26 protein-coding genes and 2 tRNA genes are annotated in these 24,641 nt (G+C 58.2%); 10 read left to right on the plus strand and 18 right to left on the minus strand.

The features are described 5' to 3' along the window. Positions 1–14: 14 nt before the first annotated feature. Positions 15–1,109 carry a magnesium and cobalt transport protein CorA gene (locus CQ017_RS01710; RefSeq protein WP_258133455.1) on the minus strand — a complete coding sequence of 365 codons (1,095 nt, stop codon included), beginning with the start codon at positions 1,107–1,109 and terminating at the stop codon, positions 15–17. A 175-nt stretch (positions 1,110–1,284) separates the two neighbouring features. Between CQ017_RS01710 and CQ017_RS01715 the strand changes: the two genes are divergently transcribed. Then, positions 1,285–2,643, plus strand: coding sequence for a DUF4232 domain-containing protein (locus tag CQ017_RS01715; protein WP_181150481.1), 1,359 nt, complete (start codon positions 1,285–1,287; stop codon positions 2,641–2,643). Positions 2,644–2,776: 133 nt separating this feature from the next. Here the strand turns inward: CQ017_RS01715 and CQ017_RS01720 are convergent, their stop codons facing one another. Both CQ017_RS01720 and CQ017_RS01725 read right to left on the minus strand, forming a co-directional pair. Next, positions 2,777–3,883, minus strand: a complete 1,107-nt coding sequence (locus CQ017_RS01720) for a hypothetical protein (protein ID WP_105552227.1) — start codon at positions 3,881–3,883, stop codon at positions 2,777–2,779. Positions 3,884–3,903: 20 nt separating this feature from the next. Then, a complete protein-coding gene (locus CQ017_RS01725; RefSeq protein ID WP_146112404.1) occupies positions 3,904–4,665 on the minus strand; it encodes a hypothetical protein in 762 nt (253 codons plus the stop codon). A gap of 230 nt (positions 4,666–4,895) precedes the next feature. On the opposite strand from CQ017_RS01725, the gene CQ017_RS17795 reads away from it, so the two are divergent. Continuing rightward, positions 4,896–5,129 (plus strand): hypothetical protein, encoded by a 234-nt coding sequence (locus tag CQ017_RS17795; RefSeq protein ID WP_146112405.1) that lies wholly within the window; start codon positions 4,896–4,898, stop codon positions 5,127–5,129. Positions 5,130–5,305: 176 nt separating this feature from the next. Here CQ017_RS17795 and CQ017_RS01735 read toward each other — a convergent pair whose 3' ends face one another. Beyond that, entirely contained in the window at positions 5,306–5,581 is a 276-nt protein-coding gene (locus CQ017_RS01735) for a hypothetical protein (protein ID WP_105552230.1), read from the minus strand. 82 nt (positions 5,582–5,663) lie between these two features. Between CQ017_RS01735 and CQ017_RS01740 the strand changes: the two genes are divergently transcribed. Then, on the plus strand, positions 5,664–6,206 hold the full coding sequence (locus CQ017_RS01740; RefSeq protein ID WP_105552231.1) for a hypothetical protein: 543 nt from the start codon (positions 5,664–5,666) through the stop codon (positions 6,204–6,206). Between the two features lie 499 nt (positions 6,207–6,705). On the opposite strand, the gene CQ017_RS01745 is transcribed toward CQ017_RS01740, so the two are convergent. Next, a tRNA-Ala gene (locus CQ017_RS01745) sits at positions 6,706–6,778 on the minus strand. A 293-nt stretch (positions 6,779–7,071) separates the two neighbouring features. Continuing rightward, positions 7,072–7,530 (minus strand): GatB/YqeY domain-containing protein, encoded by a 459-nt coding sequence (locus CQ017_RS01750; RefSeq protein ID WP_105552232.1) that lies wholly within the window; start codon positions 7,528–7,530, stop codon positions 7,072–7,074. An 84-nt stretch (positions 7,531–7,614) separates the two neighbouring features. Between CQ017_RS01750 and CQ017_RS01755 the strand changes: the two genes are divergently transcribed. Further along, a complete protein-coding gene (locus CQ017_RS01755; RefSeq protein WP_105552233.1) occupies positions 7,615–7,824 on the plus strand; it encodes a hypothetical protein in 210 nt (69 codons plus the stop codon). An 85-nt stretch (positions 7,825–7,909) separates the two neighbouring features. Here the strand turns inward: CQ017_RS01755 and CQ017_RS01760 are convergent. The 11 genes from CQ017_RS01760 to CQ017_RS01815 form a co-directional block, all read right to left on the minus strand. After that, positions 7,910–7,982 (minus strand) — tRNA-Ala (locus CQ017_RS01760). A gap of 82 nt (positions 7,983–8,064) precedes the next feature. Beyond that, the gene (gene rsfS, locus CQ017_RS01765; protein ID WP_105552234.1) at positions 8,065–8,433 is read right to left on the minus strand and encodes a ribosome silencing factor; all 369 of its coding nucleotides are present in this window, start codon (positions 8,431–8,433) and stop codon (positions 8,065–8,067) included. A gap of 48 nt (positions 8,434–8,481) precedes the next feature. Then, positions 8,482–10,071, minus strand: a complete 1,590-nt coding sequence (locus tag CQ017_RS01770) for a hypothetical protein (RefSeq protein WP_105552235.1) — start codon at positions 10,069–10,071, stop codon at positions 8,482–8,484. An 81-nt stretch (positions 10,072–10,152) separates the two neighbouring features. Further along, positions 10,153–10,758 (minus strand): nicotinate-nucleotide adenylyltransferase, encoded by a 606-nt coding sequence (gene nadD / locus CQ017_RS01775; protein WP_096284973.1) that lies wholly within the window; start codon positions 10,756–10,758, stop codon positions 10,153–10,155. A 2-nt stretch (positions 10,759–10,760) separates the two neighbouring features. Continuing rightward, positions 10,761–10,955, minus strand: a complete 195-nt coding sequence (locus tag CQ017_RS01780) for a hypothetical protein (protein WP_258133458.1) — start codon at positions 10,953–10,955, stop codon at positions 10,761–10,763. A gap of 121 nt (positions 10,956–11,076) precedes the next feature. Next, the gene (locus CQ017_RS01785; RefSeq protein ID WP_258133459.1) at positions 11,077–12,372 is read right to left on the minus strand and encodes a glutamate-5-semialdehyde dehydrogenase; all 1,296 of its coding nucleotides are present in this window, start codon (positions 12,370–12,372) and stop codon (positions 11,077–11,079) included. Between the two features lie 22 nt (positions 12,373–12,394). Continuing rightward, entirely contained in the window at positions 12,395–13,540 is a 1,146-nt protein-coding gene (proB, locus tag CQ017_RS01790; RefSeq protein ID WP_105552238.1) for a glutamate 5-kinase, read from the minus strand. Between the two features lie 2 nt (positions 13,541–13,542). Continuing rightward, entirely contained in the window at positions 13,543–15,126 is a 1,584-nt protein-coding gene (gene obgE, locus CQ017_RS01795) for a GTPase ObgE (protein WP_105552239.1), read from the minus strand. 126 nt (positions 15,127–15,252) lie between these two features. Further along, the gene (gene rpmA, locus CQ017_RS01800; protein WP_096254657.1) at positions 15,253–15,507 is read right to left on the minus strand and encodes a 50S ribosomal protein L27; all 255 of its coding nucleotides are present in this window, start codon (positions 15,505–15,507) and stop codon (positions 15,253–15,255) included. A 49-nt stretch (positions 15,508–15,556) separates the two neighbouring features. Next, complete coding sequence (gene rplU / locus CQ017_RS01805; RefSeq protein ID WP_096284983.1) at positions 15,557–15,865, minus strand: 50S ribosomal protein L21; 309 nt, start codon at positions 15,863–15,865, stop codon at positions 15,557–15,559. A 230-nt stretch (positions 15,866–16,095) separates the two neighbouring features. Continuing rightward, positions 16,096–19,149, minus strand: coding sequence for an Rne/Rng family ribonuclease (locus CQ017_RS01815; RefSeq protein WP_105552241.1), 3,054 nt, complete (start codon positions 19,147–19,149; stop codon positions 16,096–16,098). A 495-nt stretch (positions 19,150–19,644) separates the two neighbouring features. On the opposite strand from CQ017_RS01815, the gene CQ017_RS01820 reads away from it, so the two are divergent. From CQ017_RS01820 to CQ017_RS01845, 6 genes are all read left to right on the plus strand, one after another. Next, on the plus strand, positions 19,645–20,265 hold the full coding sequence (locus CQ017_RS01820) for a vitamin K epoxide reductase family protein (RefSeq protein ID WP_105552242.1): 621 nt from the start codon (positions 19,645–19,647) through the stop codon (positions 20,263–20,265). After that, positions 20,258–20,641: a DUF2809 domain-containing protein gene (locus CQ017_RS01825; RefSeq protein ID WP_105552243.1), complete on the plus strand. Its 384-nt coding sequence runs from the start codon at positions 20,258–20,260 to the stop codon at positions 20,639–20,641. Before CQ017_RS01820 ends, CQ017_RS01825 begins: the two co-directional genes overlap by 8 nt. A gap of 159 nt (positions 20,642–20,800) precedes the next feature. Next, a complete protein-coding gene (locus tag CQ017_RS01830) occupies positions 20,801–21,385 on the plus strand; it encodes a GNAT family N-acetyltransferase (RefSeq protein WP_105552244.1) in 585 nt (194 codons plus the stop codon). A 186-nt stretch (positions 21,386–21,571) separates the two neighbouring features. Continuing rightward, complete coding sequence (locus CQ017_RS01835; RefSeq protein WP_105552245.1) at positions 21,572–22,867, plus strand: AI-2E family transporter; 1,296 nt, start codon at positions 21,572–21,574, stop codon at positions 22,865–22,867. Positions 22,868–22,947: 80 nt separating this feature from the next. Then, positions 22,948–23,478, plus strand: a complete 531-nt coding sequence (locus tag CQ017_RS01840) for a GNAT family N-acetyltransferase (RefSeq protein ID WP_105552246.1) — start codon at positions 22,948–22,950, stop codon at positions 23,476–23,478. A gap of 222 nt (positions 23,479–23,700) precedes the next feature. Next, entirely contained in the window at positions 23,701–23,952 is a 252-nt protein-coding gene (locus CQ017_RS01845; protein WP_146112407.1) for a type II toxin-antitoxin system Phd/YefM family antitoxin, read from the plus strand. A gap of 252 nt (positions 23,953–24,204) precedes the next feature. On the opposite strand, the gene ndk is transcribed toward CQ017_RS01845, so the two are convergent. Then, a complete protein-coding gene (gene ndk / locus CQ017_RS01850; protein ID WP_105552248.1) occupies positions 24,205–24,621 on the minus strand; it encodes a nucleoside-diphosphate kinase in 417 nt (138 codons plus the stop codon). Between the last annotated feature and the right edge of the window lie 20 nt (positions 24,622–24,641).

A 24,641-nucleotide genomic window follows, 5' to 3' on the forward strand; every position in this document is an offset into this window, starting at 1 on the left:
GAGTATCCGTTTCCTTAGAACCACCGGCGACGTCGGAAGGTGATGTAGAGGAATGCCGCGAATCCAATCATCAAGACGACGGCGGCTGGGTAGCCAAGCACCCAGTGCAGTTCGGGCATCACGTCAAAGTTCATTCCGTATATCGCTGCAATCAGGGTCGGCGCGAAAAGGATCGCTGCCCAGCCTGATATTTTCTTCATATCCTCGTTTTGACGTTGCGCCACAAGTGTCGAATTAACATTCAAAATCTGCGACAGCGCGTCCCGGTATTCCACCGTCTGGGCGTGTGCGCGGGTCAGGTGATCAGTCACGTCCTGCAGGTAGGTCTGCAGCTCATTCGGTACATCGTATTTGGTGAAGCCATCGGATAGCGAGCGAACGACTTCGAGCAATGAAGCCGTTGAATGCTGCATATCGATGACTTCTTGGCTCAATCGGTAAATACGTTCGGTGACCGCGGCATCACCGCTGAACACCTGACGTTCGATCTGTTCCTTATCAATTCCCAAGCCTTGCAGAACCGGGACATAGCCGTCGACGATCTCATCTAGTAGCCGATAGAGCACCGCTTCGGCGCCCATGCTCAGTAGTTTATGGTCGGTCAACAAGGTGCGGTCGCGAGCGACAAATTCATCGGCGACGGTAGTTTCAAGCTCTAGACCCGGGGTGCCGTCGATCCACCGATGGTCTTGACATAACACCGCGATAGACCCCTGCCGAAGTAGGATATGGAACTCTGAGAGCTCAACTTCTTCATGTTCATCCAGATACTGCGCCGAGCGGACAACCAGCAGGAGGATCTCGCCATAGCGTTCCAGCTTTGGTCGCTGTTGCGCGTGCATCAAGTCGTCAACCAAGACCGGGTGCAGTTGCCATGCTTCGGCAAGCTCGTGGATGTCCTGCTCATCTGGCGTGGGGTACAGACTGAGCGAAGCCCTCCCGGCGGCACTCGCAGCGTACTCCACGGCGCTAGCCGCGGTGGTGCCTGCAGGGGCAGCGTGCACCGTTCCATGCTCGATGAATCTGACCATGACCGGGGCATGCTCGTACTTCTGCAGATCATTTTCGCGGCTCGTACGGCCTATAACCCTGCGTGTAGGTTCCCTCACCTAGGCTCCTATCTCAATACCGACGAACTTTGGTCGTAGGTAAATTCCGCGACGATCCGTTTTATCGACCCGCATTCAAAGTAGCGTATCTCTAAGCTATATGGCCGCCGGAGTTTTCTGTGGCTCCACGCGCATTTTCCTGAATCGAATGCCATCGCTTTGGTACGGTGAGCAAGTGAAGAAACCTCGAGTGATTGCACTGGTCGCCGCCCTGGTTTTAATCGCGGCGTGGCTTGTCCTTTGGAATCCTTGGGATCCATGCGATGCGCCGGCGTCCGTCTGCGAGAAATTTGATGAAATCCAGGAACTGAACGGCGTGGCATCGGTGGAGCTGGAGTACGAGGTTACGTCCGCAGATCCAAAAGACGGTGATCAAGCCACGGCAACGTGGACGATAGGTCTTTCGGAAGATCCGGTGGCCTCCGAAGCTACTGCCGCGGCACTTCGGGCGGAGCGGATCACCCAAGGGATTTCGCTTCCCGGCGTAATGCTGATTCACTACTCGCAATTCACTGTAGGTAAACCACAAGTCATTAATACGGGCGCGACGACCGGCGAATATTATCCGCTGAGCATCATCCCGCAGGAAGACCTTGGGGCGGAGCTCAAGCAGGCCTACGAATTCAGAGATGCCGGGGCCTTGCGAGTTACTAACTCTTCTGTGGTCGCCGCTGATTCGCAAAGCCTGAAGACGCTTGCCGAATTCTCGGTGCAGCAAAACTACCTGGTGAGCTTCGAAGCCGATGACAGTTCCGTGCGATATACGCCCGAGGCAACGATCGATCTGGAAAAAGTTCAGCTCGCTATCGATGCCGGAGCCCTGCCGAACGTGGGGAGCGCCATTTACGGCAGTCAGTCGCTGTCCATTCACACCACGTCTCCTGATAGCTCGATCGAGACACGCGCTATCCGGCGTTGGCTTGAGCAACGCACCCCGCCAAACAACGAACCGTTGAAATACTCCATCTCGTCTCCCGGATTTGCGAAGATTGTCGACGGTTGGATCGGCGAGGTACTTCCCGCGGCACTTATCCCGTCACCAGCGCCGCTGCCCGAGGGCGTCGAACCCTGGACACGAGATCCCGATGCTTCTTATTGCACCACCGATGAAGTCCGTTTCACCCTGAGCACCCCGGACGCTGCATTGGGTTCGCGGTATCTTTCGGTCTTTGCCACGAACGTTTCCAAGCAGCCTTGTGCAGTTCAGGGGCTGGCGGCTATCGAATTTTTCAATGGCCTTGGTGAATCTCAAGAAGACGTCACCATTATCGCCACCCCTAATATTTCGCCTGAACTGGTGCTCCTACCGGCTGGAGAAACCGCAATGTCCACGATGAAATGGGCCGCCATGTCTACGGCCAACGATCCCGACGAAACCGAAAGCCTGGAGGTCAGCCTCTTGCCCGGACTCGAACCGGTGAAATTGATTCCACGAATAGACGGCCAGGACACCTCGCTGGATGTGCTCGACGGCGCTGAGGTACAAGTTAGCCCTTGGGTGCAGGCCCTCGAAGGATGGAATAAGCCAACCTAGGCGTTCCCAGTCGTTCAGAGGGCTGGCCGAGGACGGACTTGACTCCTGCTCCGCCGACAGCTCGTGTTTACTCGAAGGAGTTCAGAAACCTCAGGTTGCCGTCGGAAACCGATACTCGGGCTTAGCCCGTTAGCTATTTCGCCCAGTCCGGCAGAAACTCTTCCAGCGGGTCGTTGGTCTCCCAGTACGCCTTGACGGTCCACGAGTCATCATCGCTACGGGACATAAGAATGGCAGTATCCCGCGTATAGTCGTCTGCACCCTCGATGCTCTTGCGAAGGGCGGCAACAGCTACCTCATCGCCATCAAATACAGGTGCTGCCACACAGCTTGTCCCGGCAAGCACCGCATCGCACAACGGGTACCCGGGCACCTCCCACAGCTCGAAAACAGCGGTCAACACATCGGGCGAGGGCAATAGTGCGCCAACAAGTTCATGGTCAGTTCCCGGCACAGACTCGGTAGATTCATTGGAGATCTCATTGTCTTGCTCCAAGGTGGACGGCTCAGGAGGGAGCGGCGGCATCTCAGGCGGCGGCGCCAGCTCACCCGGAGCTTGCGTACCGATTGTCTGAGTGACGCCGCCCTCGGTTCCGGTGGGAGCAGGCGGCAAGTCCGCCACCGAATCACCGACAGTTTCCGACGGCTCGGCCGTTTCGCTGCTCTGCTCATTGGAGGAAGCATCGACCCAACCGTCCAGGTCCTTACCACCATTGGTCAGGATCAACAGCTGAGCCAGTGGCTCAGCGTCACGCCCGCGTGTAACCGAAGCCAATGCGGGACGATGGATAACCCCGTTGCGGTAGTCAGCCGAGGACAGCCAATAATTCTCACCGCCGGCAACGACCGATACCCCTCGTTCTTCATCAACCGCATACGGTACGTCGTTCACTCGACGTACATACTTCTCGGAATCATTCTCCGCTTCGTACTCTGCAATCCGCTGCCGGAAGTCTTCTTCGGTGAAGTATTTGTCGAACCCCTCTTTTACGCTGATCTGCTGGTAGGTACCGACCTCGGCGGAATCCAGTGTTAGCCGGTAGAAGCACAGCCCCGGTTGCTCCTCGTCAGAGATGATCTCCACGTGGCGCGGATTGGGTAGCTGTTCGTTGAAATATCCGGCGACGGTCTCAGCGGGAAGCGGGCAGCCACCGTTTGACGATGAGCAAGCAACCAGCCCGGCTACCGGTAGTGCGAGTACCGCACTGGATATGAAAAACCTCTGAACCGCAATGTTCATGACCCTCACCTTTCATCTGTCTAAAACGAACGCGCACGGTTCGCGTTGATCCTGTGCGAGAGCCGCCAATAACTGAAGGCCCCCAGGAGAAGGACGACTACCAGTACCAAGACCATCGCCCACACGGTATCGGTTCGGATCACCGTCCCTGCGAACCCGTTGGGCACCTGCGCCGACAATCCGATGTATGTATCTGGTGCTTCACTGCCGTTGCCCCGTAAATCGGATCCCGCCGCGATCGCGGCCAGCATCATCGAAAGTGCTATGAAGAAGACAGCGGCTACAGCGCGAAGCACCAGCAAGCCCAACGCCTTGAGGCGTTGGGAAGATTGAATCGCTCTGCGGGCCAAGACCGACATCCAAATGACCAGCCCAATCGGCACAACGAGGTTCAATGCCGCTACTATCCAAGGGGATCCACCCTCGCCATCGATCGACCGCGCCACCATGCTTTCAGGCAACACTTCAAGGAGCGGACGCAGCACCCCAGTAGCAGCTTGCAGCCATGTCGACACGATCCCCACCGTCAGGAAAAGACCGAGAATGCAAGCGGCAATACCGATGGCGATAGCGAGGTTACGCAACCCCATCGCCCATAAGCGTCTGTCGGTGGCGATATCCAGAGGATTCGCGTCCGTGCCTTGGCGCGTGTCGGGATCCCACGGAACCGTGCCGCGCCCATTGCACACCGTGCACCACTGCAGGTGGCTATCGCCGTACGGGCGCCCCGAACCTCCACAGCCAGGGCAGTACCATTCACCTGCCGACGCAAGCTTACTCATGTCGCCTCATCCCCCAGAATGCGCACTGCGCCAGTTATGCGGTGTCGTCCGGCTACAGCATTCGACGTTGCCTAATCATAAGCGCGGAGGCGGTCGACATACTAGTGTCCGCGTTGACTCGTAATAAACCTCCGGCACGGATACTACGTTGCGTCACAAGAAAACCTCCGCCAAAGTACCTCTTGCTTCTTGGGCTTTGCGGGTATCTGCTCAGCACTATGGGACTGACAATGAGCGCACGCAAACAAGTCACCAAACATCTCGCGAACAGCTACCGGCTCGGCGATAGTGCCGGGAAAACTCGGATCCTGGATGAATTGGTCGAAATCACTGGCTGGCACCGCGACTACGCCCGCTGCGCCCTGCGAGAAGCATTGAAACCCGCCAAGCCACGGATCGTCAGAGCAGGCCGTAAACCGATCTACCCGGCCGACCTGCAACCGCAGGGCTCTGGACATCGGTAGAAAATTAATGAGTCGCCGCTAAGCCCTTCACCCGGTACCGCAACACCCGATCCGTCCCCGGATATACAGTCCGCGTACCGCTCAATAACTCACACAATTCACCCAACGCCACCGTACACCTGAAGCTGGGCGCTGGAACCATCGCTAGTTTTGAGATCGCCAGTCCAAGCCGACTCCTATTCCATCGCGTATTCCGTCGCGCCCTTAGTCGCCAATCCAAGACCAGCCACAATAGCCGTACCGCCAGCAACAAGACCAGTAAAAATCTGATCCCATGCCTTCTCCTGCCGCTGAGCAGTCTGAGCCAAACGCCCGATACCAGACTCAGCAGCCTTGCCGGCCTTGTCAGTTTCAGCAGCAGTTTTCTTGGCAGCAGCCAAAGCCGCATCCATGTCTCGCTTGAAGGATGCGATCTCCGCTTTGACGACGACCCGGATGTTCTTATCAGCCAAGACGGCACCGCCTATTCAATTATTTGTCCGGTGCCGCTGATAAGGTCAGAGCATCATCGCCAGCACTTAGAAATGGGGAATCATGAGGAAAGTTGCAGTAGGAGTTTCGACGATTGCCATAGGGCTTGCACTCGTAGGATGCGCGGCCGCAGAACAACTGGAGCCGGTAGAGTCATCAGCGTCAAGCGCGGCACCGGTTGCGGCAGAAAACCCGAACGTCGGAAGCATCGCAGATTACAAATCTGTAGCTCTGCCCCTTGCCAGCAACATCGAAGAGACACTGGACGCTTTCGACGAATACCATTGCTTCAACTTGCCCGACCCCCACGAAGAGACGCTCTGCATGGCGACCATATTCTCGGCTGGAATGAAGGCAAAAACTGTCACCGCGTCATTGGAGGGCGCAAAGAAACCGGGTGTTCCCGCCTACATTGGTGATCTTCCCGATGAACTCGACACGGTGATGAGCAAAACGTTGGATGCCTCCGAAGAAGCCGAAATAGCAGCTGACTCTTGGGACGAAGCTAACTGCCCCGGCGCCACCGAATGCCACAAGATTGGTCTTGACATTTCGATGGCGTTCGACGACCTGCATGACCGTCTAGTGTCATGGGGCAACTACTAGGACTCTTCGTCCCATATTCGGTAGAGCATCTATCCCGGGTAACGGTCCATGTTGTCGTTGAGCGCGGATTCCTTCGACGCACACGCGTGGCACATCGTCTCTTTCAACTCGACTCGATCAACGTTGTCGTCACCAAGTGCGATTGAGGATGGGACACCGGCGCACTGCAGCATCGTGGCTGGTTCAGTCAGGTGCATCTGTGAAAGCAGTGCAATGCCTGTTGGGGCAAGCTAGTGCTGCCATTACGCTGGACGATTACACTGGGTCGTTTGACCAGGATTTAGATTCGCTGGCCTAGAAGTTGACAGAGATGTTGCCGGTTGGGTTGGCCGCTTGAGCTTGCGATTTGCCTGCGGGTTTAGACCGAACAAAGTGTTTCAAGCGGTACTAAGTAGGCCTAAGACGAGAGTGTCCGATAGGTGTTTTGGGCACTAATAAACCGCTCCCACAAGACGGTTTATCCTTGTGGGAGCGGGATTATTCTCGGTGGAGCTAAGGGTGGAGCTAAGGGGAATCGAACCCCTGACCTCTTCGATGCGAACGAAGCGCTCTACCAACTGAGCTATAGCCCCTCAACAACAATGATCCTACTCCCCTGAATCTTCGAGGATCAGACGAATGCCTCCGCGGTTCCGGAATACTCTAGGAATTTCGAGCACGGAATGACCACGCACGCAGAGCTCCGTGCAATGCTTGACGTGTATTTTCACGAACCAGCATTGCAGCTCATGCGTAAATTGAAAATTCGGGGTACCAAGCCACGCTCGCGGCTTGGTACCCCGAATTTCACTTGCCATTGCAGACTGCAGGCAGTGTATCTACCGCAGTCATCCTGGATGAACGCCGAAGTAGATTGTGGGGGTTATTAGCTGAGTTTGGCGCGCACCATTTGCGATACAGCTTTGCCATCAAAACGTCCAGCGATCTCAGCGCCTACCGCCTTCATCGCAGTGCCCATATCTTTCATCGTGAGCGCATGATCGGCGGAAAGTTCCGCCATAATCCGATCCACGATGCCCTGGGCCTCACCCTCGGTCAGTACCTTCGGCAAGTACGTCGAGATGAATGCAGCTTCGGCTAATTCTCGCTCGGCCATTTCCTCGCGGTTATCCGCGGCCGCAACTTTTGCAGTTTCTTCTCGATTGGCGACCTCTTTACGGAGAAGGTTCTCGACATCTTGGTCGGTCATCTCCGTTGGATTCTTACCAGATTTTTCTCTGGTGCCGATGGCACTCAAGATATTTCGCAAGGTGGTCTTTTCCAGCTCATTCCCTGCTTTCAGGTGAATTATGCTGTCATCGCGAAGGCGTTCTTTTAAGCTCATGGCTTTTCTCCTCTAGTAACTACTCAGACCGACTCTACTCGTATCTTCAAGCAACGTTTAATACGGCGCATCGGAACAGACACCGTGGACAAGGACGGAAAGCTGACGCTACGTTACGGAGGGCAGCTTCGCCACCTCGGAATGGGACGCACCTATTCAGGCGTTCCGGTCCGGATGCTCATTGATGATCGGGACGTAACCGTCATCAACAGAAAAACCGGAGAAATCATCAGGTACTTCAAAATCGAGCCATCGAAGAACTACCAAAAAGCAATTTCTCGCCTGAATAGGTGACAGTTAAAAGACTAATGTCTCGGGACATCGTTCTACCGATGTCCCGAGACATTACAGGGTGGAGATAAGGGTGTCGAGATAAGGGTGGAGATAAGGGGATTCGAACCCCTGACCTTCTGCATGCCATGCAGACGCGCTACCAACTGCGCCATACCCCCAAAAGGATTGCTACCTGATAAGGCAACTCACTAATCATAGATGAATGCCGAATCAGGAAGCAAATCCCATGCTACTAGGGCTTTATTTGGCTTCCGTAGCAAGTTCAATGACTGGGCAGTCCGACCATAGACGCTCTAGCGCATAAAAAACTCGGTCTTCCTGGTGCTGTACGTGTACAACAACGTCTCCGTAGTCCAGGAGGACCCAACGGCCCCTGCCGAATCCTTCACGGCGCACCGGGCGAATCTCGAACTTTTCGAGTACCTTGGCCTGGATCTCATCAACAATTGCGTTTACCTGTGGCTCAGAGCCACCGGAGACGATAAGGAACGCGTCGGTTACGCCCAGTCGTTCGGCGACATCAAGTGCCACAATGTCTTCTGCCAACTTGTCCGCTGCGGCCAATGCTGCAACGTTAACGAGGGCGATAGAGTCTGCGTGTGCTCCCATGAAGTGGGGTGTCTCCTTTTAGAGGTATAGATCAAGAACTTAATTGTCCTACGAAGTAAGCGAACTGATTAACATGACAATGCCCGCAACAAGCGCTGCACCGCCGACGCTGAGCGCCGCGATCATAGCAATCAGCCTGTTATTTGCACGTCGCACACCGTGGGTCTGAGCGTCCAGAGGCTGTAGGCCTTGGGCATTCACCGCATCGATGCGCGGCATTTCCACATTCGCTTGCGCGTCCCCTGCTTCAGCTGGAGCGGGAACCGATGAGGCCGGTGCCTTGGGCTTTGAACCCGACGCTGGCTTGCTTGCGGATTTCGCTGCAGGTTTCGGCGCGGGCATCGCCTGAGGTTTGGGCGCTGCCGGCGAAGTTTTGCCAGCTCCAGCTTTTAACTCGGAGTTGACTACAGGCTTTACAGTTTTTGGCGCTGGTTTTGCCGGAGCTTTCGCATTGCTTGGCTTCTTTGCAGCCTGCGAATTGTGCTTCAGTTTGTCAGATAATTTGCCGCTGGAATCAAGATCTAGCGAAACACTTTCCGTCTGCGGGCCCTGCACGCCGGTCTTGGCGATGCGGTCTTCGACTTCACGAATATTGCCCAGAGCCCCGGTGAACGGATCAGACAGGGCCTGTTCCTTGCCGCTCTTGGCATTCTCAATCCGGAGCCGTTCGCGTTCTGCCGCCCGGCGAGAAATGATGGCTGCACGTGCTGCCATCTCACGCTGATGGGCAAGAACTTCGAGATCAATCTCACCGTCATCATCGTTCAAAAGATTCGGATCAACGAGTGTTTCGGGAGCATGTGAACGTCGTGCGGCCAGCGCTTCCTCGACACTCATCACGGTGGTTTCCGGCGAGTCGTCTGTAGCCGTAGGTTTGGCCAACGGCTTAGCGGTGCCCTGCTTCGGATTTGCTGCGTCCGGATTCTGTTCCGCTAGCGACTGAAGTCGTAGCTGACGGCGAGTCAGGGGCTTGGGATCTTCGGCTGGTTCGACCGTTGGAATGTTTGTGGTGAGTGCGCCGACTTCTTCTTCAAGGCGTCGACGCTCACGTAGCGCTTCTCGGTCGCGAGCGCGGCGCAAGGAAGCGCGCTCCCCCATTGGCCTATCCGCTGCATCGTGCGACGGGTCGGCAGCCGGTGCTGAACCAGCCGCGGGCTTGGCCTTCGGAGCGCTGGAAGCCGACTTGGCCGGAGTTGGCGCCCCCTTAGCCTGTCCGGGCTTGGCCGGCGACGGTGCGGCCTTGGCTTGTTCGTCCTTTTTAGCCGGAGCTACGTTCTTCGCCTGTTCGGCGGGTTTCTCGGCGACCCGCTTCGGCTCGGCAGCCTTGCCGGACGCGGTCGGAGCGTTGGCCGGCGTCGAGGCCGGAGTCTTCGCCGCTGCCGGCTTATTCGAACCTTGGCCTTGCTGCGCGCCAGCTACCGGCTTTGCAGGGGCTTTTGGGGCAGGGGAGGAAGTTTTCGGGTCAGCTGGGCTGGCACCTGCCGAAGGCTTTGCATCCTTCTTTTCAGTTGCCTTCTGATCAGCGAGCTGCTTGGCATCCTGCTCGGCTTTACTGCTCGCCAGCATGGCTTCCATTTCAGCGCGCCGCTTTTCACGCAAAGCACGCCGGCTTGAAGCCGGCTGCGTGTTATCGCTCATCCTGTTCTTCTCCCGACCGCTTAGACAAATACCGTCACCCTTACCTAGAGATTATGCCGTGTTGGACGCATCAATGTGAGGTTACGACTCGGTATAAAGCCCATATTTTGCAATGTACTGCACCACACCGTCCGGCACCAGATACCAAACGGGCTTGCCTTGGGCTATGCGCCCACGACAATCCGTGGAGGAAATCGCCAATGCTGGGATTTCTAAAAGTGAAACGTTCTCTTGCTCAAGTTCTGGCAGCACATGACCTGGACGACTCACGCCAACAAAGTGCGCCAGGTCCCAGACCTGATCGACGTCCTTCCAGCTGGCGATTTTGCTCAATGCGTCCGCACCAGTGATGAAGAACAGTTCGGCCTCTGGCCGTTCGGCACGAAGATCAAGCAACGTGTCGTGCGTATACGTTGCACCCTCACGGTCGATGTCGACGCGGCTCACGGTGAAACGTGGGTTCGACGCAGTAGCGACCACCGTCATCAGGTAACGGTGCTCTGCGGCGGTCACGTCTCGCGCAACCTTCTGCCAGGGCTTGCCGGTAGGCACGAAGACCACTTCGTCTAAGTCGTACTCGGCCGCAACTTCACTGGCAGCGACCAAGTGACCATGGTGGATGGGATCAAAAGTACCGCCCATCACGCCGAGGCGCAATGGGCGGTTCTTGTTCAGTGGATCCGCCAAGACTAGTGCTTGTCTCCGTGGACCTTAAACTGACGGTGAATGTCTTCCACTTCGTCGTGATCTGCGTGACGCAGGCCCACGTTGGTGTAGGAAACCGTGACCAGCAGCAGAACCATCAGCGCGACGAAGATGCCACCACCGACGATGATTGCCATGGTATGTGGGTCAATGCCGGTGGATGCAGCTTCAGAAGCCATAATCAGCGCGTTCAACTTATTTCTCCAGACGTTTTATCGAGACCAAATCTGCAACGCAAATACAGGTCCGAAAAGTAACGGTACGATTCTTCTACATCCTACCGAAGACAGGGGGTATAAACTATTTACGAATGTGCCCGTCGCCCTGAACGATCCATTTGGTGGTCGTCAGTTCCGACAAGCCCATCGGTCCACGCGCGTGCATCTTCTGCGTGGAGATGCCTACCTCGGCACCCAGCCCCAGCTCGCCACCATCGGTAAAGCGGGTCGAGGCGTTAACAATCACTGCCGCAGACTCGATTTCCGCGATGAACCGTTCGGACTCGGCCAGAGATGAGGTAATGATCGCTTCGGTGTGTCCGGTGGAGTATTCGCGGATGTGCTCCAGCGCTTCGTCCATCGTGTCTACCAGCTTCACCGCGATATCCAGGTCAAGATACTCGTTGCGCCAGTCATCTTCACCGGCAGCTATCGTTTCCAGCTCTGGGACCAGTGCCGCCGCGCGGGCGTCGGTGTGCAGCGTAACCCCGGCCTTGGCCAAGGCCTTGAGCACGCCCTGTGCTGCCGGAGCGTCCTTGGAGACGAGCAACGTCTCTACCGTATTGCACACGCTCGGACGGTGCGTCTTGGCGTTGAGCAGGATATCGGTTGCCATTTTCTCATCGGCGCTGGCGCCCATGAAGATATGGACGTTGCCCTCGCCGGTCTCGATGACCGGAACCTTCGCGGTGGTGACCACACGCTGGATCAGGTCGCGGCCACCGCGTGGAATCAGCACGTCGATGCGTCCGCGCGCTGCCATCATCGCGTCTGCGCCTTCGCGTCCGTATTCGTCCACGGAGATCACCAGGTCACGAGGCAAGGAAACGGATTCGAGAGCATTGCGGATGTAGCCCACCAGGGCTACATTCGAGTTCAGCGCCGCCGAGCCGCCACGCAGCAATACGGCGTTGCCGCTCTTCAGGGACAGCCCTGCGATATCGACTGTCACGTTGGGGCGGGCTTCGTAGATGGTGCCGATCACGCCCATTGGGACGTTGATCTGCCGCATCCGCAAGCCGTTGGGTAGCGTTTCGCCGCGTACGACGCGGCCGACGGGATCTGGCAGTCCGATGAGCTCTTCAAGGGCGGAGATCAAACCGTCGATACGCTGATCATCAAGTTTCAAGCGGTCAAGCAGTGCGGCGCTGGTGCCGCGTTCACGGCCATTTTCAAGGTCTTTGGCGTTGGCCGCCATAATTTCTCGGCGATGGCTATCAATGGTCTCTGCGATGGCACGCAGAGCCTTATCTTTCCAATCACGGTTTGCCCGCGACAGAGTGCGCGAGGCCCGGCGGGCACGATCTGCCAGCTGGTTGACCGACGCGAATACGTCGGTGGTGGATTCGGTCTTTGTTTCGGCTGAATCTAGACTCATATCTCCCATTCTATTGGCCTCCTTAGATCAAGGCCAGATCATCGACATGTACTACGGCTTTGTCGTAACCCTCGCCGAGCAACTCGGCCAGTTCGACGGTAGTGCGTCCAAGCATTTCTGGAAGCTCTTCAGCCGAGTAGTTCACTAGTCCACGACCAATGACGTTCCCGTCTGCATCGCAAATTTCCACTGCGTCCCCGGCTTCGAATTCTCCGCGAATCGAGGTGATGCCAGCGGCAAGCAAGGAATTCGTTCCGTCGGCAACGGCACGCACCGCACCGGCATCCAGGACCAGCCGGCCTTCGGAGGAGGCAAGGTGCGCCAGCCACACGTCACGGGCCGAGCGGCGCGTGTTGCGCGCGGCGAACCAGGTTCCCACGTCTTCGCCCGCCAGTGCCTTGGCGGCGTTGTCGGTGCTGGTCACCAGCGTCGGAATACCCGCCGAGGCGCTCATGGTGGCCGCGTCGACCTTGGTGATCATGCCACCGGTGCCAACGCCGGCCGCTCCCGGAGTGCCCAAATCGACAGCGTCGAGCTCATCGGGGTGGCCCACATGCGAGATGCGGCTTCCGCCGTCCTCCGGGTGCGCGTCATAAACCGAGTCGACGTCGGAAAAGAGCAGCAGCGCATCGGCCTTGATCAGGTGGGCAACCAGCGAGGCGAGACGGTCGTTGTCGCCGAATCGGATCTCGCGGGTAGCTACCGCATCATTTTCATTCACGATTGGCAGCACGCCCAGGTTCAGCAAGCGCGTGAGCGAACGCAGCGCATTGGTGTACGTATTGCGGTGCATCAGGTCATCTGCCGTCAGCAGCACCTGGCCGACATTGATGTCGTGTCTTGCGAATTCCTGGGTGTACTGCGCCAGCAGCAATCCCTGTCCTACGGCCGCTGCCGCCTGCTGGGTGGCAAGGTCTTTGGGACGCTTTTCCAGCCCTAGCGGCGACAGTCCGGCGGCGATGGCGCCAGAGGAAACCAAAATTACTTCGGTGTCATCGTGCAGCGTGTGTGCGAGCGTATCTGCCAAGAACTTCAACCGCTCGTGGGAGATCCCGCCGCTGACGGTTGTCAACGAGCTGGATCCCACCTTTACGACTACGCGTCTTGCTTGGGGTAGATCTCGAAGTGAGGAAATTGAAGATAATGTCTTAGTTGCTCGCACATTCATACTTAGTCTTCCTTATCTGCTGCCCGATTCTGAGCAGCGCGTTCAGCGTTCTTCGCATGTACCGATTCGGTCCAGATGCCCGCCCGACGCTCGGCTTCAAGCTCTTCGCGTGCGGCGGCTTTCGCCGCGCGACGCTCATCATGCTCGGCGCGCTTTTCTTCACGCGTCTTTCGGTTTCGGTCTTCCAGGCGGATGTCCTCGCCACGGCGCGAGCCGAGCAATTCGGCCCCGGCTGCCATGGTTGGCTCCCAGTCGAAGACTACCGAGTTATCTTCGGCACCGATAACGACCGCGTCGCCTGGCTTGGCGCCGGCCTTGAACAACTGGTTCTCAACACCCAGCTTAGCTAGGCGGTCCGCCAGGTAGCCGACGGCCTCGTCGTTACGGAAGTCGGTCTGCACGATCCAGCGCTCAGGCTTCTCACCGATCACTCGCCAGAGTGGTTCGAAGTTCACTTCTTCGCGGCGAATGATGAATTCCGTCTTCTTGCCGGTGCGCTGACGCAGCATCGGAACTTCAACGATCGGGGCTTCTTCAACACGCTCGGAGCGTGCCTGTTCTACCAATTCAGCCATGGCGAAGGTCAATTCGCGCAATCCATTACGTGCCAGTGCGGAGATTTCAAAGACGCGGTAGCCGCGCTTTTCGAGCTCTGGGCGCACAAACTCAGCCATGTCGGCGCCGTCGGGCATATCTACTTTATTGAGCGCGATAAGCTTCGGGCGCTCGGTCAAAGCAACGCTAGTGCCGTCGGTTCCAGCGAAGCTGGAGTCGGCTTCATAGGCTGCCAGTTCCGCTTCGATGGTTTCCAAATCGTGGATCGGGTCGCGGTCGGTTTCCAGCGAGCCGCAGTCGAGCACGTGCACGATCGCGGCACAACGCTCGACGTGGCGCAGGAACTCATGGCCCAAGCCCTTGCCTTCGGAGGCACCGGGGATCAGCCCGGGCACGTCGGCGACGGTGAAGCGCACTTCGCCGGCCTGCACGACGCCCAGGTTGGGCACCAGCGTGGTGAATGGGTAGTCGGCGATCTTTGGTCGTGCCGCGGAGATCGAGCCGATCAGCGAGGATTTACCGGCCGATGGGTAGCCCACCAGTGCGATATCTGCGACGGACTTAAGTTCCAGGACTACTTCTTGGCCGGTACCCGGGGTACCGAGCAGGGCGAACCCTGGGGCCTTGCGCTTATCGGAAGCGATGGCCGCGTTGCCCAGTCCGCCCATGCCGCCTTGTGCGGCGAGGAACTCATCGCCGGCCTTGACCAGGTCCGCAAGGATGTCACCATCCTTGGACTTGACCACGGTGCCCGCAGGCACGCCGAGGACCAGGTCTTCGCCCTGCTTGCCGGGGCGCAGTCCGCCCTGGCCAGGCTCGCCGTTGTTGGCCTTGCGGTGCGGCAGGTGGTGGAATTCAAGCAACGTGGTGACCTGCGGGTCAACGCGCAAGATGACATTTCCGCCGTCTCCGCCCTTTGCCCCGTCCGGTCCGCCTAGGGGCTTGAACTTCTCGCGCTTGATGGACACACAACCGTGGCCACCATTACCTGCGGTGACATTTAGAGTTACGCGATCAACGAATGCAGCCACGGGGCCATCTTCTCCTATAACGGGGGTGCGAGTTACTACTCGCTTAAAGTCTATCTATACGCACACAAGGGGCGGACCGAAATCGGCCCACCCCTTGTGCACTCAAAAAATTGTCTGTCGCCTAAATTAGGCAGCAGTTACAATGTTCACCACGCGGCGACCACGACGGGTGCCGAACTCGACTGCGCCAGCAGCCAAAGCGAACAGAGTGTCATCCTTGCCACGGCCTACGCCGGCGCCTGGGTGGAAGTGGGTGCCGCGCTGGCGAACGATGATTTCGCCTGCCTTGACATCCTGACCGCCAAAGCGCTTTACGCCTAGGTACTGTGCGTTGGAATCGCGACCGTTGCGAGTGGAACTCGCACCTTTCTTATGTGCCATGCCTTTTAGCCTCTTTCGCTACAAAAATGGTTAGTACGATCAGCCCAAATTAGGCGATCGAGGTGACCTTGACCTTGGTCAGAGCGGCACGGAAGCCCTGGCGCTTCTTGTAACCGGTCTTGTTCTTGTACTTCTGGATAACAATCTTCTGGCCGCGAAGGTTTTCTACAACCTCAGCGGTGACCTTGACCTTAGCCAGGTCGGCAGCGGCGGAAGTTACCTTCTCGCCATCTACCAACAGCAAAGCTGGAAGGTCAATAGAGCTACCTAGGGCAGCCTGAAGACGGTCTACGGTGATGAGGTCTCCAACGGAAACCTTCTCCTGGTGGCCGCCTGCGCGGACAATTGCGTACACCACGTGGGTACTCGCTTCTACTCGACGTTTATTGTCTTACCGGCGCAGAAATCAACCCGGACGCCTGATAAATCAAGCACCTTATTCAGGGATCTCATGCGCTTGTGCCTTGACGCCGAGCGGATCAGAAATCCGTGATCTTGGCGTTTAGCACCGATGAACCAGATTACGCTAGTCCACACCACTGGGGCAAATACAAACTGCTCCAGCGGGTGAAGCGTGATCAAGTTCATCTATTTCAGTTCACGAACCGGAACCCCAACTCCGAGCATAACCGGTTGCCCGGCAGCCTCGGCTGGCTTTTCGTTTCGTGCACTGTTGGTATCCATCTGGACCACCGAACCGGTGGCAGCGGATACCTCCGCCACACGAACCTCTGCATGCGCATCGCCCTGGACCGAGGTGGCCCGACGACTGCGACGCTTTGGCTGCGTGGAACTCTGTGGGGCCGCAGCAGCTGCTGCGGCCGGTTTGCCCTCGGCGGTGGCCGCAGCAGCGGCAACCTCGGCCTGCGAGGCGGGCATCGCCAGTCCGGTCAGCGTTGGCTGGCCCGAACCGGTTGGCGGCGCAACCGACTCGCTCTGAGCACGCGTGGCTCGACGGGAGCCGCGCTTGCGTGCGCTTGGTGCAGGCTGCTCTTCCGCAACCGGGGCCTGCGCCGGTGAAGGCTCGACCTCCGGCATGGAGGATTCATCCGCGCTCTGCTCGCTGGCTTGCGCCTGCTCGCCCTGGCCGCGGCCACGGGAACGCGAACGTGAGCGACGGCGTGACTTGCGCCCGCCCTCGTGCTGCTCGGCGCCTTCGGCTTCTTCTCCCCCGGGCAAAGCTGCTTCCAGAGCTTCCAAGGTCACCGAGGCATCCTCGGCAGCGGCATCCGAAGGTGCTGCTGCGGCCTTGGCAACCGGCACGGTAGCCCCATCGAACTTCAATCCCGATTCGGCTGGCTGATCGAGGTGCGAAGCGGCGGCAATATTAGCCAACGCGTTGCGGGTCGCCTCGTGCTGCTCCCCGCCCTCTGCCTCGGCGATTTCGGTTCCATGCTCGCTGGCCTTCGGCTCATCGCGTTCGTTGCCGCGACGGCGACGACGCTCGGAGCGAGGAGCCGCAGACTTCTCCGCGAACTTCTTGGCGTGCACTTCGCCCGAAGCGTTGAAGGACTTGCGGTGCTCGACCGGCTCTTCGTGCGTGACGAAGCCGCTGCCGGCACATGCTTCACAAGATTCACCGAAGACCTCAAGCAGGCCGGTGCCCATGCGCTTGCGGGTCATCTGCACCAGACCAAGGCTGGTGACCTCGGCGACCTGGTGCTTGGTCCGATCCCGGCCCAGGCACTCGACCAGACGGCGCAGCACGAGGTCGCGGTTGGCTTCCAGGACCATGTCGATGAAGTCGATGACGATGATGCCACCGATATCGCGCAGGCGCAGCTGGCGGACAACTTCCTCGGCCGCTTCCAAGTTGTTCTTGGTCACGGTCTCTTCGAGGTTGCCGCCGGAACCGGTGAACTTTCCGGTGTTCACATCGATCACGGTCATCGCTTCGGTGCGGTCGATAACCAGCGAACCGCCCGATGGCAGGAAGACCTTGCGATCCAGTGCCTTGTTGATCTGCTCGTCGAGGCGGAAGTTGCTGAAGATATCTTCGGACTGCTCCCACTTCTCCAGCCGGCTCATCAGGTCCGGGGCCACGTACATGACATAGGCCTCGATGGTGTCCCAAGCCTGTTCGCCGGAGACGATTAGCTTGGTGAAGTCTTCGTTGAAGACGTCTCGCACCACCTTGATGGTCAAATCCGGCTCCGAGTACAGCAGCTCCGGGGCCAGGGTCTTAGTCGAGGAAGATTGCGCCTCGATACCTTCCCACTGGGCACGCAGCCGGTTGATGTCATTGGTCAGCTCTTCTTCGGAGGCGCCTTCGGCGGCGGTGCGGACGATGACGCCCGCATTCTCCGGCAGGTGGTCCTTCAAGATCTTCTTCAGACGCTGGCGTTCCACGTCTGGAAGCTTGCGCGAAATACCGGTCATCGAACCGCCCGGCACGTAGACCAGGTAACGACCAGGCAGGGAGACCTGGCTGGTGAGCCGTGCTCCCTTATGTCCTACCGGATCCTTGGTGACCTGCACGAGCACCGAATCCCCGGCCTTCAACGCGTTTTCGATACGACGCGGCTGGCCTTCCAGCCCTGCGACATCCCAGTTGACTTCGCCGGCGTACAGCACAGCGTTGCGGCCGCGCCCGATATCGACGAAGGCGGCTTCCATGGATGGCAGCACGTTCTGCACCTTGCCCAGGTACACGTTGCCGATCAGCGAATCCTGCTGGGTTTTGGAGACGAAGTGCTCGGCGAGCACGCCATCTTCCAAGACGCCGATCTGGATGCGGTCCTCGCGCTGGCGCACGATCATCTTGCGTTCCACCGATTCGCGGCGAGCCAAGAACTCGGCCTCGGTGATCACCTGACGGCGGCGGCCGGTCTCGCGGGATTCGCGGCGGCGCTGGCGCTTGGCTTCCAAACGGGTGGAGCCGCGCACCGAGGTGACCCGGTCCGAAGCGGGGATATGCGCTTCGGTGCTGGCACGCGGAGCGCGCACACGGGTGACGGTGTTTGGTGGATCGTCCTGCGAACCACCGTCGACCTCCAGGTCAACATCTCCGCGACGGCGCCGGCGGCGGCGGCGTGAGGACACATCGTCTGCTTCCAGATCCTCGTCCTTCTGGCGCGAGGCGGGTGCAGCTTCCGGCTTGGCGGTGTTCGCCACCGCATGCTGCACCACCGTGTGTGCCGCTTCCGGGATCGCGAACGGGTTCATGATCATGGAGCTGCCGTGTTCGGCTAGCAATGCACCGGTGTGGTCCTCGACTGAAGACTCGAAGACCTCGGCACCCTTTGCCGGTTCGGTCACCGCGGGCGCCAGCTTGATGCCGGTTTCTTCCGGTGCCTGCGCCGTGGTGGTCACCGGAGCCTGTGCGGAAGTCACTTCCTCAGCCACTTCCTCGGAGGCCGAGGCTGCCTGTTCGACTGCGTCGCGGGCGACCTGCTGGCGGCGTTCGGCTTGGCGGCTCATGCGCTTGACCGAGTCAGGAGTGGATACCTGGGTACGACGCGTTGCGCGCCAACGGTATGGGCTTTCTTCGACTCCGGCTGCGGCGTTTAGCTCTGCCAGGGTCAACGCACGCCGCAATGGACGTGATGGGGTGGTGGCTACAGTGGTACGGCGGGCTCGTGTTGAACGATTGCCTCGCTTACTTCCCTGTGCCCCTCCTTTTCGCTGATTTGATGCGCTCATTTAAATTCGCGTGCTCCTAGTTTAAATTCCCGCTTCGGCGACCTCCACAGACGGTGCCTAGGCTGAAACAACATTCGTCACGTGTCTTTCGGCCGTCTTCGTGAGTCGGCCAGACACAAAAGTCCTTGTGTGTTCCGCATCTGGGTTCTGCCCTGAATCAATTTTCCGATTCAAGAGAACTAGCTGCGGTTCAACGTGGCCATTGAAAACCGGCTGCTTTCCTTTGCAGCCCTACGATCCGCGGTATTCCTACGGGAGGCGCACGTAATGGGCACTCAACCGAAGCGATGCATCGCTTGACGATCTGTCGTTTCAAAAGTCTGTCGTCGGGTTGAAAGCAGACTGTGGATCCGCGAACAACCTCTTCCATTCTCTCATAGTTCGTTCATCGCTAGTTCACCAGCTCATATATATTGCACAGAAAAGCTTCATAGTATGTGAGAAGCAAGGTGCGCAATGACCCGCATTCGTCTGAACATATGGAATAGTCAAGACATGGTTTCATCACTTGAGAGTCCTCAGAACTCGGGCGTGTTGCCCTGGTGGGCAAAAGAACGCGGCTTCGGATTATTCGCCGTGCTCACCGGCACGATTGCTTGGGTCGCCTCGGGGATCCTAGTCCTTGAACGCCTCGAGCTTTACAAAGACCCCGACTACATCACCGGGTGCGATATCAACCCCTGGGTTTCCTGCGGCACCGTCATGAAATCCGACCAAGCTCAATTGCTCGGTTTCCCGAACCCGCTACTGGGCATCGTCCTCTTTGGCGTGCTGATTACCATCGGAATGGCGCTGCTGGCCGGCGCCAAGTTCCGCCGCTGGTTCTGGATTGGAGTGCAGGCCGGAGTGACGCTGGCCATGGCGTTCATCGCCTGGCTATGGTCCCAGGCTTTGTATGAGATCAATGCCCTGTGCCCCTACTGCATGGTCGTGTGGGCGATGATGATTCCGCTCTTCGTCTTCACCACTTCGCGCAATATCGTCAATGGAGTCATTCCCGCATCCGAAGGCGTGAAGAAGTTCGCCAAGGAATGGAGCTGGGTCGTCGTGGCGATCTTGTGGGTTTTGGTTATTGCATCCATCGTTCTCCGCTTCCCGAACGCGTTCTTTGGATAGCCTCACCCGGCGCCGAATCATTCTGGGGATCAGTGCTTGTGCGCTGGTCCCCCTTGGCTTGTTCCTGCGTTTTCTACCTTGGGGGCTCGTCGCCGACCTGGTCGGCGGGGTTTTGTACGCGGCGCTGATCTATGTTGTAGTCGCCTTCATTGCCCCAACGCGCTCGTGGCTCACCGTCGGGGCCTGGGCGCTAGGGTGGTGCGTGGCGGTAGAGCTGCTTCAGCTCACCTCCTGGCCGCGAGAGGCTGCGGCCCGTTTTCCGCCCTCGCGGTTGGTATTGGGCACTGGCTTCGCGGCGATGGATCTTCTGGCCTATTGTGTTGGCGTGCTGCCTGCTGCGCTGGCGGATCGAGCGGCACGCCGCGGTCGGGCCTAATTCCCGCTATCAGCGAAAGACCGCGGCGGAGCTGTACCGCTAAAAACCTGATGAACACGCGTATTATCGATGGTTTCTGGCTTCCTTCCATGCCTTGGCACGAGTCTTTAAAATGACGCAGGTCACCCGCCTCCTAGCTAAAGCGACTAGATTAGGGTCATGGGAAGCCACAAATGGAATACAGAAAACGCCCAAGATTACGGCATCAATCTACTGACCTCGGACACGATCCGGCTACGCGAACTGCAGGATGAAGATCTATCGGTCCTGGCCCAATGGTGGAATAGCCCGGAGTTCATGGCGCTGCAGGGGAATATCGTACTTCCGCATCCCGGCGTCGAAGCCGCAAACCTATTCAAGAGCTGGAGCCTGAACCGAGGAACCAAGGATGGTGTGGGCCTTTCAATTACGTTGCCCGATGACACGCTGATCGGCCACACTGCACTCTACAATTTCAACGCCCCGGCCCGTTCGGCGGATCTCATGCTGATGATCGGCGGTTCGAATGTGGGGCAGGGATACGGCACGGTCGCAACCAAGATGATCGTGGACTTCGGCTTCCGCGAAATGGGGCTGAACCGAATCGGGTTGGGGATCTGGGCCTATAACGAGCGGGCCTTGCGCACCTTCTCCCGCGCAGGTTTCCGCGAGGAAGGACGCAACCGCCAGGCTGGTTTCCACGATGGGGCGTTCCACGACCGCATTCTGATGAGCCTGCTGGCTGACGAGTATTTCGGGCGCTAACCCGGGAACATGGAAATTGGGGTGTTTCTTCAACCTTAGGTGGAGAAACACCCCATTTTCATGTGCTTTGAGCGCGTAAAAGCGAAAGCCAACGCCGAAATAGCGTTTCCTCGGCGTTGTGGCGATTCCTAATCAACTCGTTAGCCTATTGTTGGAGCTAGTTAGTATCAGTCTCAAGGAGCACCAATGGATTTTCTCCGCAAGCTAAAGTTACCCAAGCGCAAGCCACCGGCTGCTCCGGCACCGGCTCCGGAACCTCCGGTAGGTGAATTGCTCAGCGAGTCAGAGGTTACCAAGCCAAACTTCACCGTGCATTCCCTGTGGACGGATATGCTCGGGCGCCTCGGAATCCGTAGCGCCCAGATCTTGATCGTTGGCACCCTAGCCACCTTCTTCATCATCGGACTCTTGCGACTGACGATGATCGTCATTCCGACCTTGCTGGCAGTGATTATCTCCTGCGCGCTATGGCCCTTGGTGCTGAAGCTTCGCAAGGTCTTTTCTCCATTGATCTCCGCCTGGATCGTCTTCCTCAGCTCCCTGCTGGTTCTCGGCGGCATCGGCACCGGATTGGTCTTCTCGGTCATCAAGGAATGGCCAAAGCTGGTTGACCAAGCGGTTGAAGGCTTCAATCAGCTCAATGACATGGTGCAGGGATTCATCGGCAATATGCCATTGTCCATCGATCAGAGCCAGATCGACGGCGTCGTGGACACGGTGACCTCGTTCTTGACCAGTTCCCAATTCGGCACCGGCGCCCTGAACACGCTCAGTGCCGCAGGTAGCTTCGTGACGGGCTTGATCTTGCTCCTGGTGATCTTGTTCTTCTTCCTGAAAGACGGCGACCGGATCTGGGCCTTTGCAGTGTCTTGGACGCCCAAGCACTACCGCAATAAGTGGATCCTTTCCGGTGACCGTGCACTGCGCACCTTCGGCGGCTATATCCGCGGAACCGCTACCGTGGCTGCGGTGGACACCTTGGGCATTACCGCAACCTTGCTGATCTTGCAGGTTCCGCTAGCGCTGCCCCTGGGTGTGATCGTGTTCCTCGGTTCGTTCATTCCGATGGTTGGTGCCACCGTGGCAGGCATTTTGGCTACCCTGATTGCCTTGGTCACCAATGGTCCAGTGGTAGCCCTGATCGTGCTGGCTGCGGTAATCCTGGTCAATCAGCTTGAGGGCAACTTCCTCCAGCCAGTGGTGATGGCAAATGCATTGAACTTGCACGCGCTGGTGGTCTTGATGGCCTTGACCGCTGGTACCGTGCTTGCAGGTATTATCGGCGCCGTGCTTTCCGTGCCGCTGACCGCCGCAGCGTGGGCAGTGATCAAGGTGTGGACCGATCGCGATAATTCGAATGCGGTGGATGACGCGAAAAAAGACATCCGCGAAAAGGTCAAACCCGAGGAAAAGCCAAGCCTCGTGGAAAAAGCCAAGGAAACCGCTAACCCAGAGCCTGCAGCTAGCGCCGACAACAGCTAGCATTTTCTTGCCTACGGTCTTGGCCTCGTCCCCTGGATGAGGCCAAGACCTTTTTTCTTCCCCTTCAGAAAGGAAATTTGATGACTTTACCCGATCGAGAAGTGATCGCCACCCGAGCGGGTGTGTCGTTGGGGCGATACCGAGCTTCGGATTTCGCAGCGGTCCACGAGTACGCCACGGACCCCATGGTCTACCGGTATGCCGAGTGGGGTCCGAATTCCGCAGAGCAGACCCGGCAGTACCTCTTGGAAGCCAGTCTGCCCAACAGCCAAGCGCTGACCTTGGCGGTCCTCGTCGATGAACAGGTGATCGGAGGCGCGGCGGTGTGGAGCACCGATGCCGACCACCGATGCGGAGAACTCGGCTATAGCCTGAATCGTAAATTCTGGGGTCGCGGCTATGCCACGCTGGCAACGAAGATGCTGCTCGATCTTGGATTCTCTTCCCTAGATCTGCACCGCATCACAGCGACTTGCGCCCCCGAGAATTCGGCCTCCAGACGTGTGCTGGAAAAGACCGGGTTCGCCTACGAAGGGCATTTGCGCGAGCATAAACTCGTTGGCGATCGACGCCGCGATTCCTTGCTCTTTGCACGGCTCGCTACCGACTAGAGCCAACACACGATGACCCGAAACATTGCGCTTCCATAGTCGGATGTGTTTAATGTGACTCAAGTGAAAGATGTGTATTGAAGTGGCAAGAGCAACTCTTGAGAATTCTTGCCACTGCCCCGTCGCTCGATCAGCAGGGAGCACGAAGCGCTAGTACGGGACACACTTCTACTCAAACTCGAAGTGCCGTCAGGCGCTCACCGCGATATTTGGGAGGTACTCATGCTGAACTTCAGCTATGAGGAAGCACTAAAGAATTTCTCGAGTCTTGTCGACAACGTAGTCTCTGAGCATGCTGTCGTCTCAGTTTCCAGGTCCCCGAGAGAATCTGTCGTCATGATCTCCAAAGATGATTATGATTCGATCCGCCAGTCTTCGCCGCGTCCTGCAACAGATACCTTGTGGGGCTCTTCACCCGCCCCCAGCGCGGCCCTGCTGCCGCATGCCCACAATTCCCTCGACGACTGGTTCTAGGGCCCTGCCACGCACTCGGGCCTGCTGCCCAGAGATGCGGCTTATGGACCAGCTACACATAGTGTCCCGCCGGCTCTGGCGGATGGACTCCACGTCCGCCATGCTCCGCACCGGCAACCCCTCGCGCCCTCCGGCTGCTCGGCCGACTTGCTGTCCAAGGTTTCCGGAACTAAAAAATCCCCGTGGGGATCCACTGAACTAGTGGACCGCCATGGGGATTTTCGCCTCTCGGGCGAGAGGAGCTTGACCGGTCTACTTACCGAACCAGATGCCGATCTCACGTTCCGCCGATTCAACGGAGTCCGAACCGTGAACCAGGTTCTGCTGAACCTTCAGGCCCCAATCGCGACCGAAGTCACCGCGGATGGTGCCCGGTGCGGCGGTAGTTGGATCGGTGGTTCCCGCCAACGAACGGAAACCTGGGATAACGCCGTGGCCTTCGGCAACGATGGCGACGATCGGGCCCGAGAGCATGAACTCAACCAGCGGCTCGTAGAATGGCTTGCCTTCGTGCTCGGCATAGTGTTCGGCGAGCACCTCGCGCGAAGCGTTCAGCTGCTTCAGCTCGGCGATGCCGTAGCCCTTCGCTTCGACGCGAGCAAGGATCTGGCCGGTCAGGCCGCGCTTCACACCGTCTGGCTTGACGAGAATGAGAGTACGTTCGGTCATGTTTCTACCTCTTCGTTCTT

The sequence above is a fragment of the Arthrobacter sp. MYb224 genome (assembly GCF_002975455.1).
In the GTDB taxonomy this organism is placed as follows: domain Bacteria; phylum Actinomycetota; class Actinomycetes; order Actinomycetales; family Micrococcaceae; genus Glutamicibacter.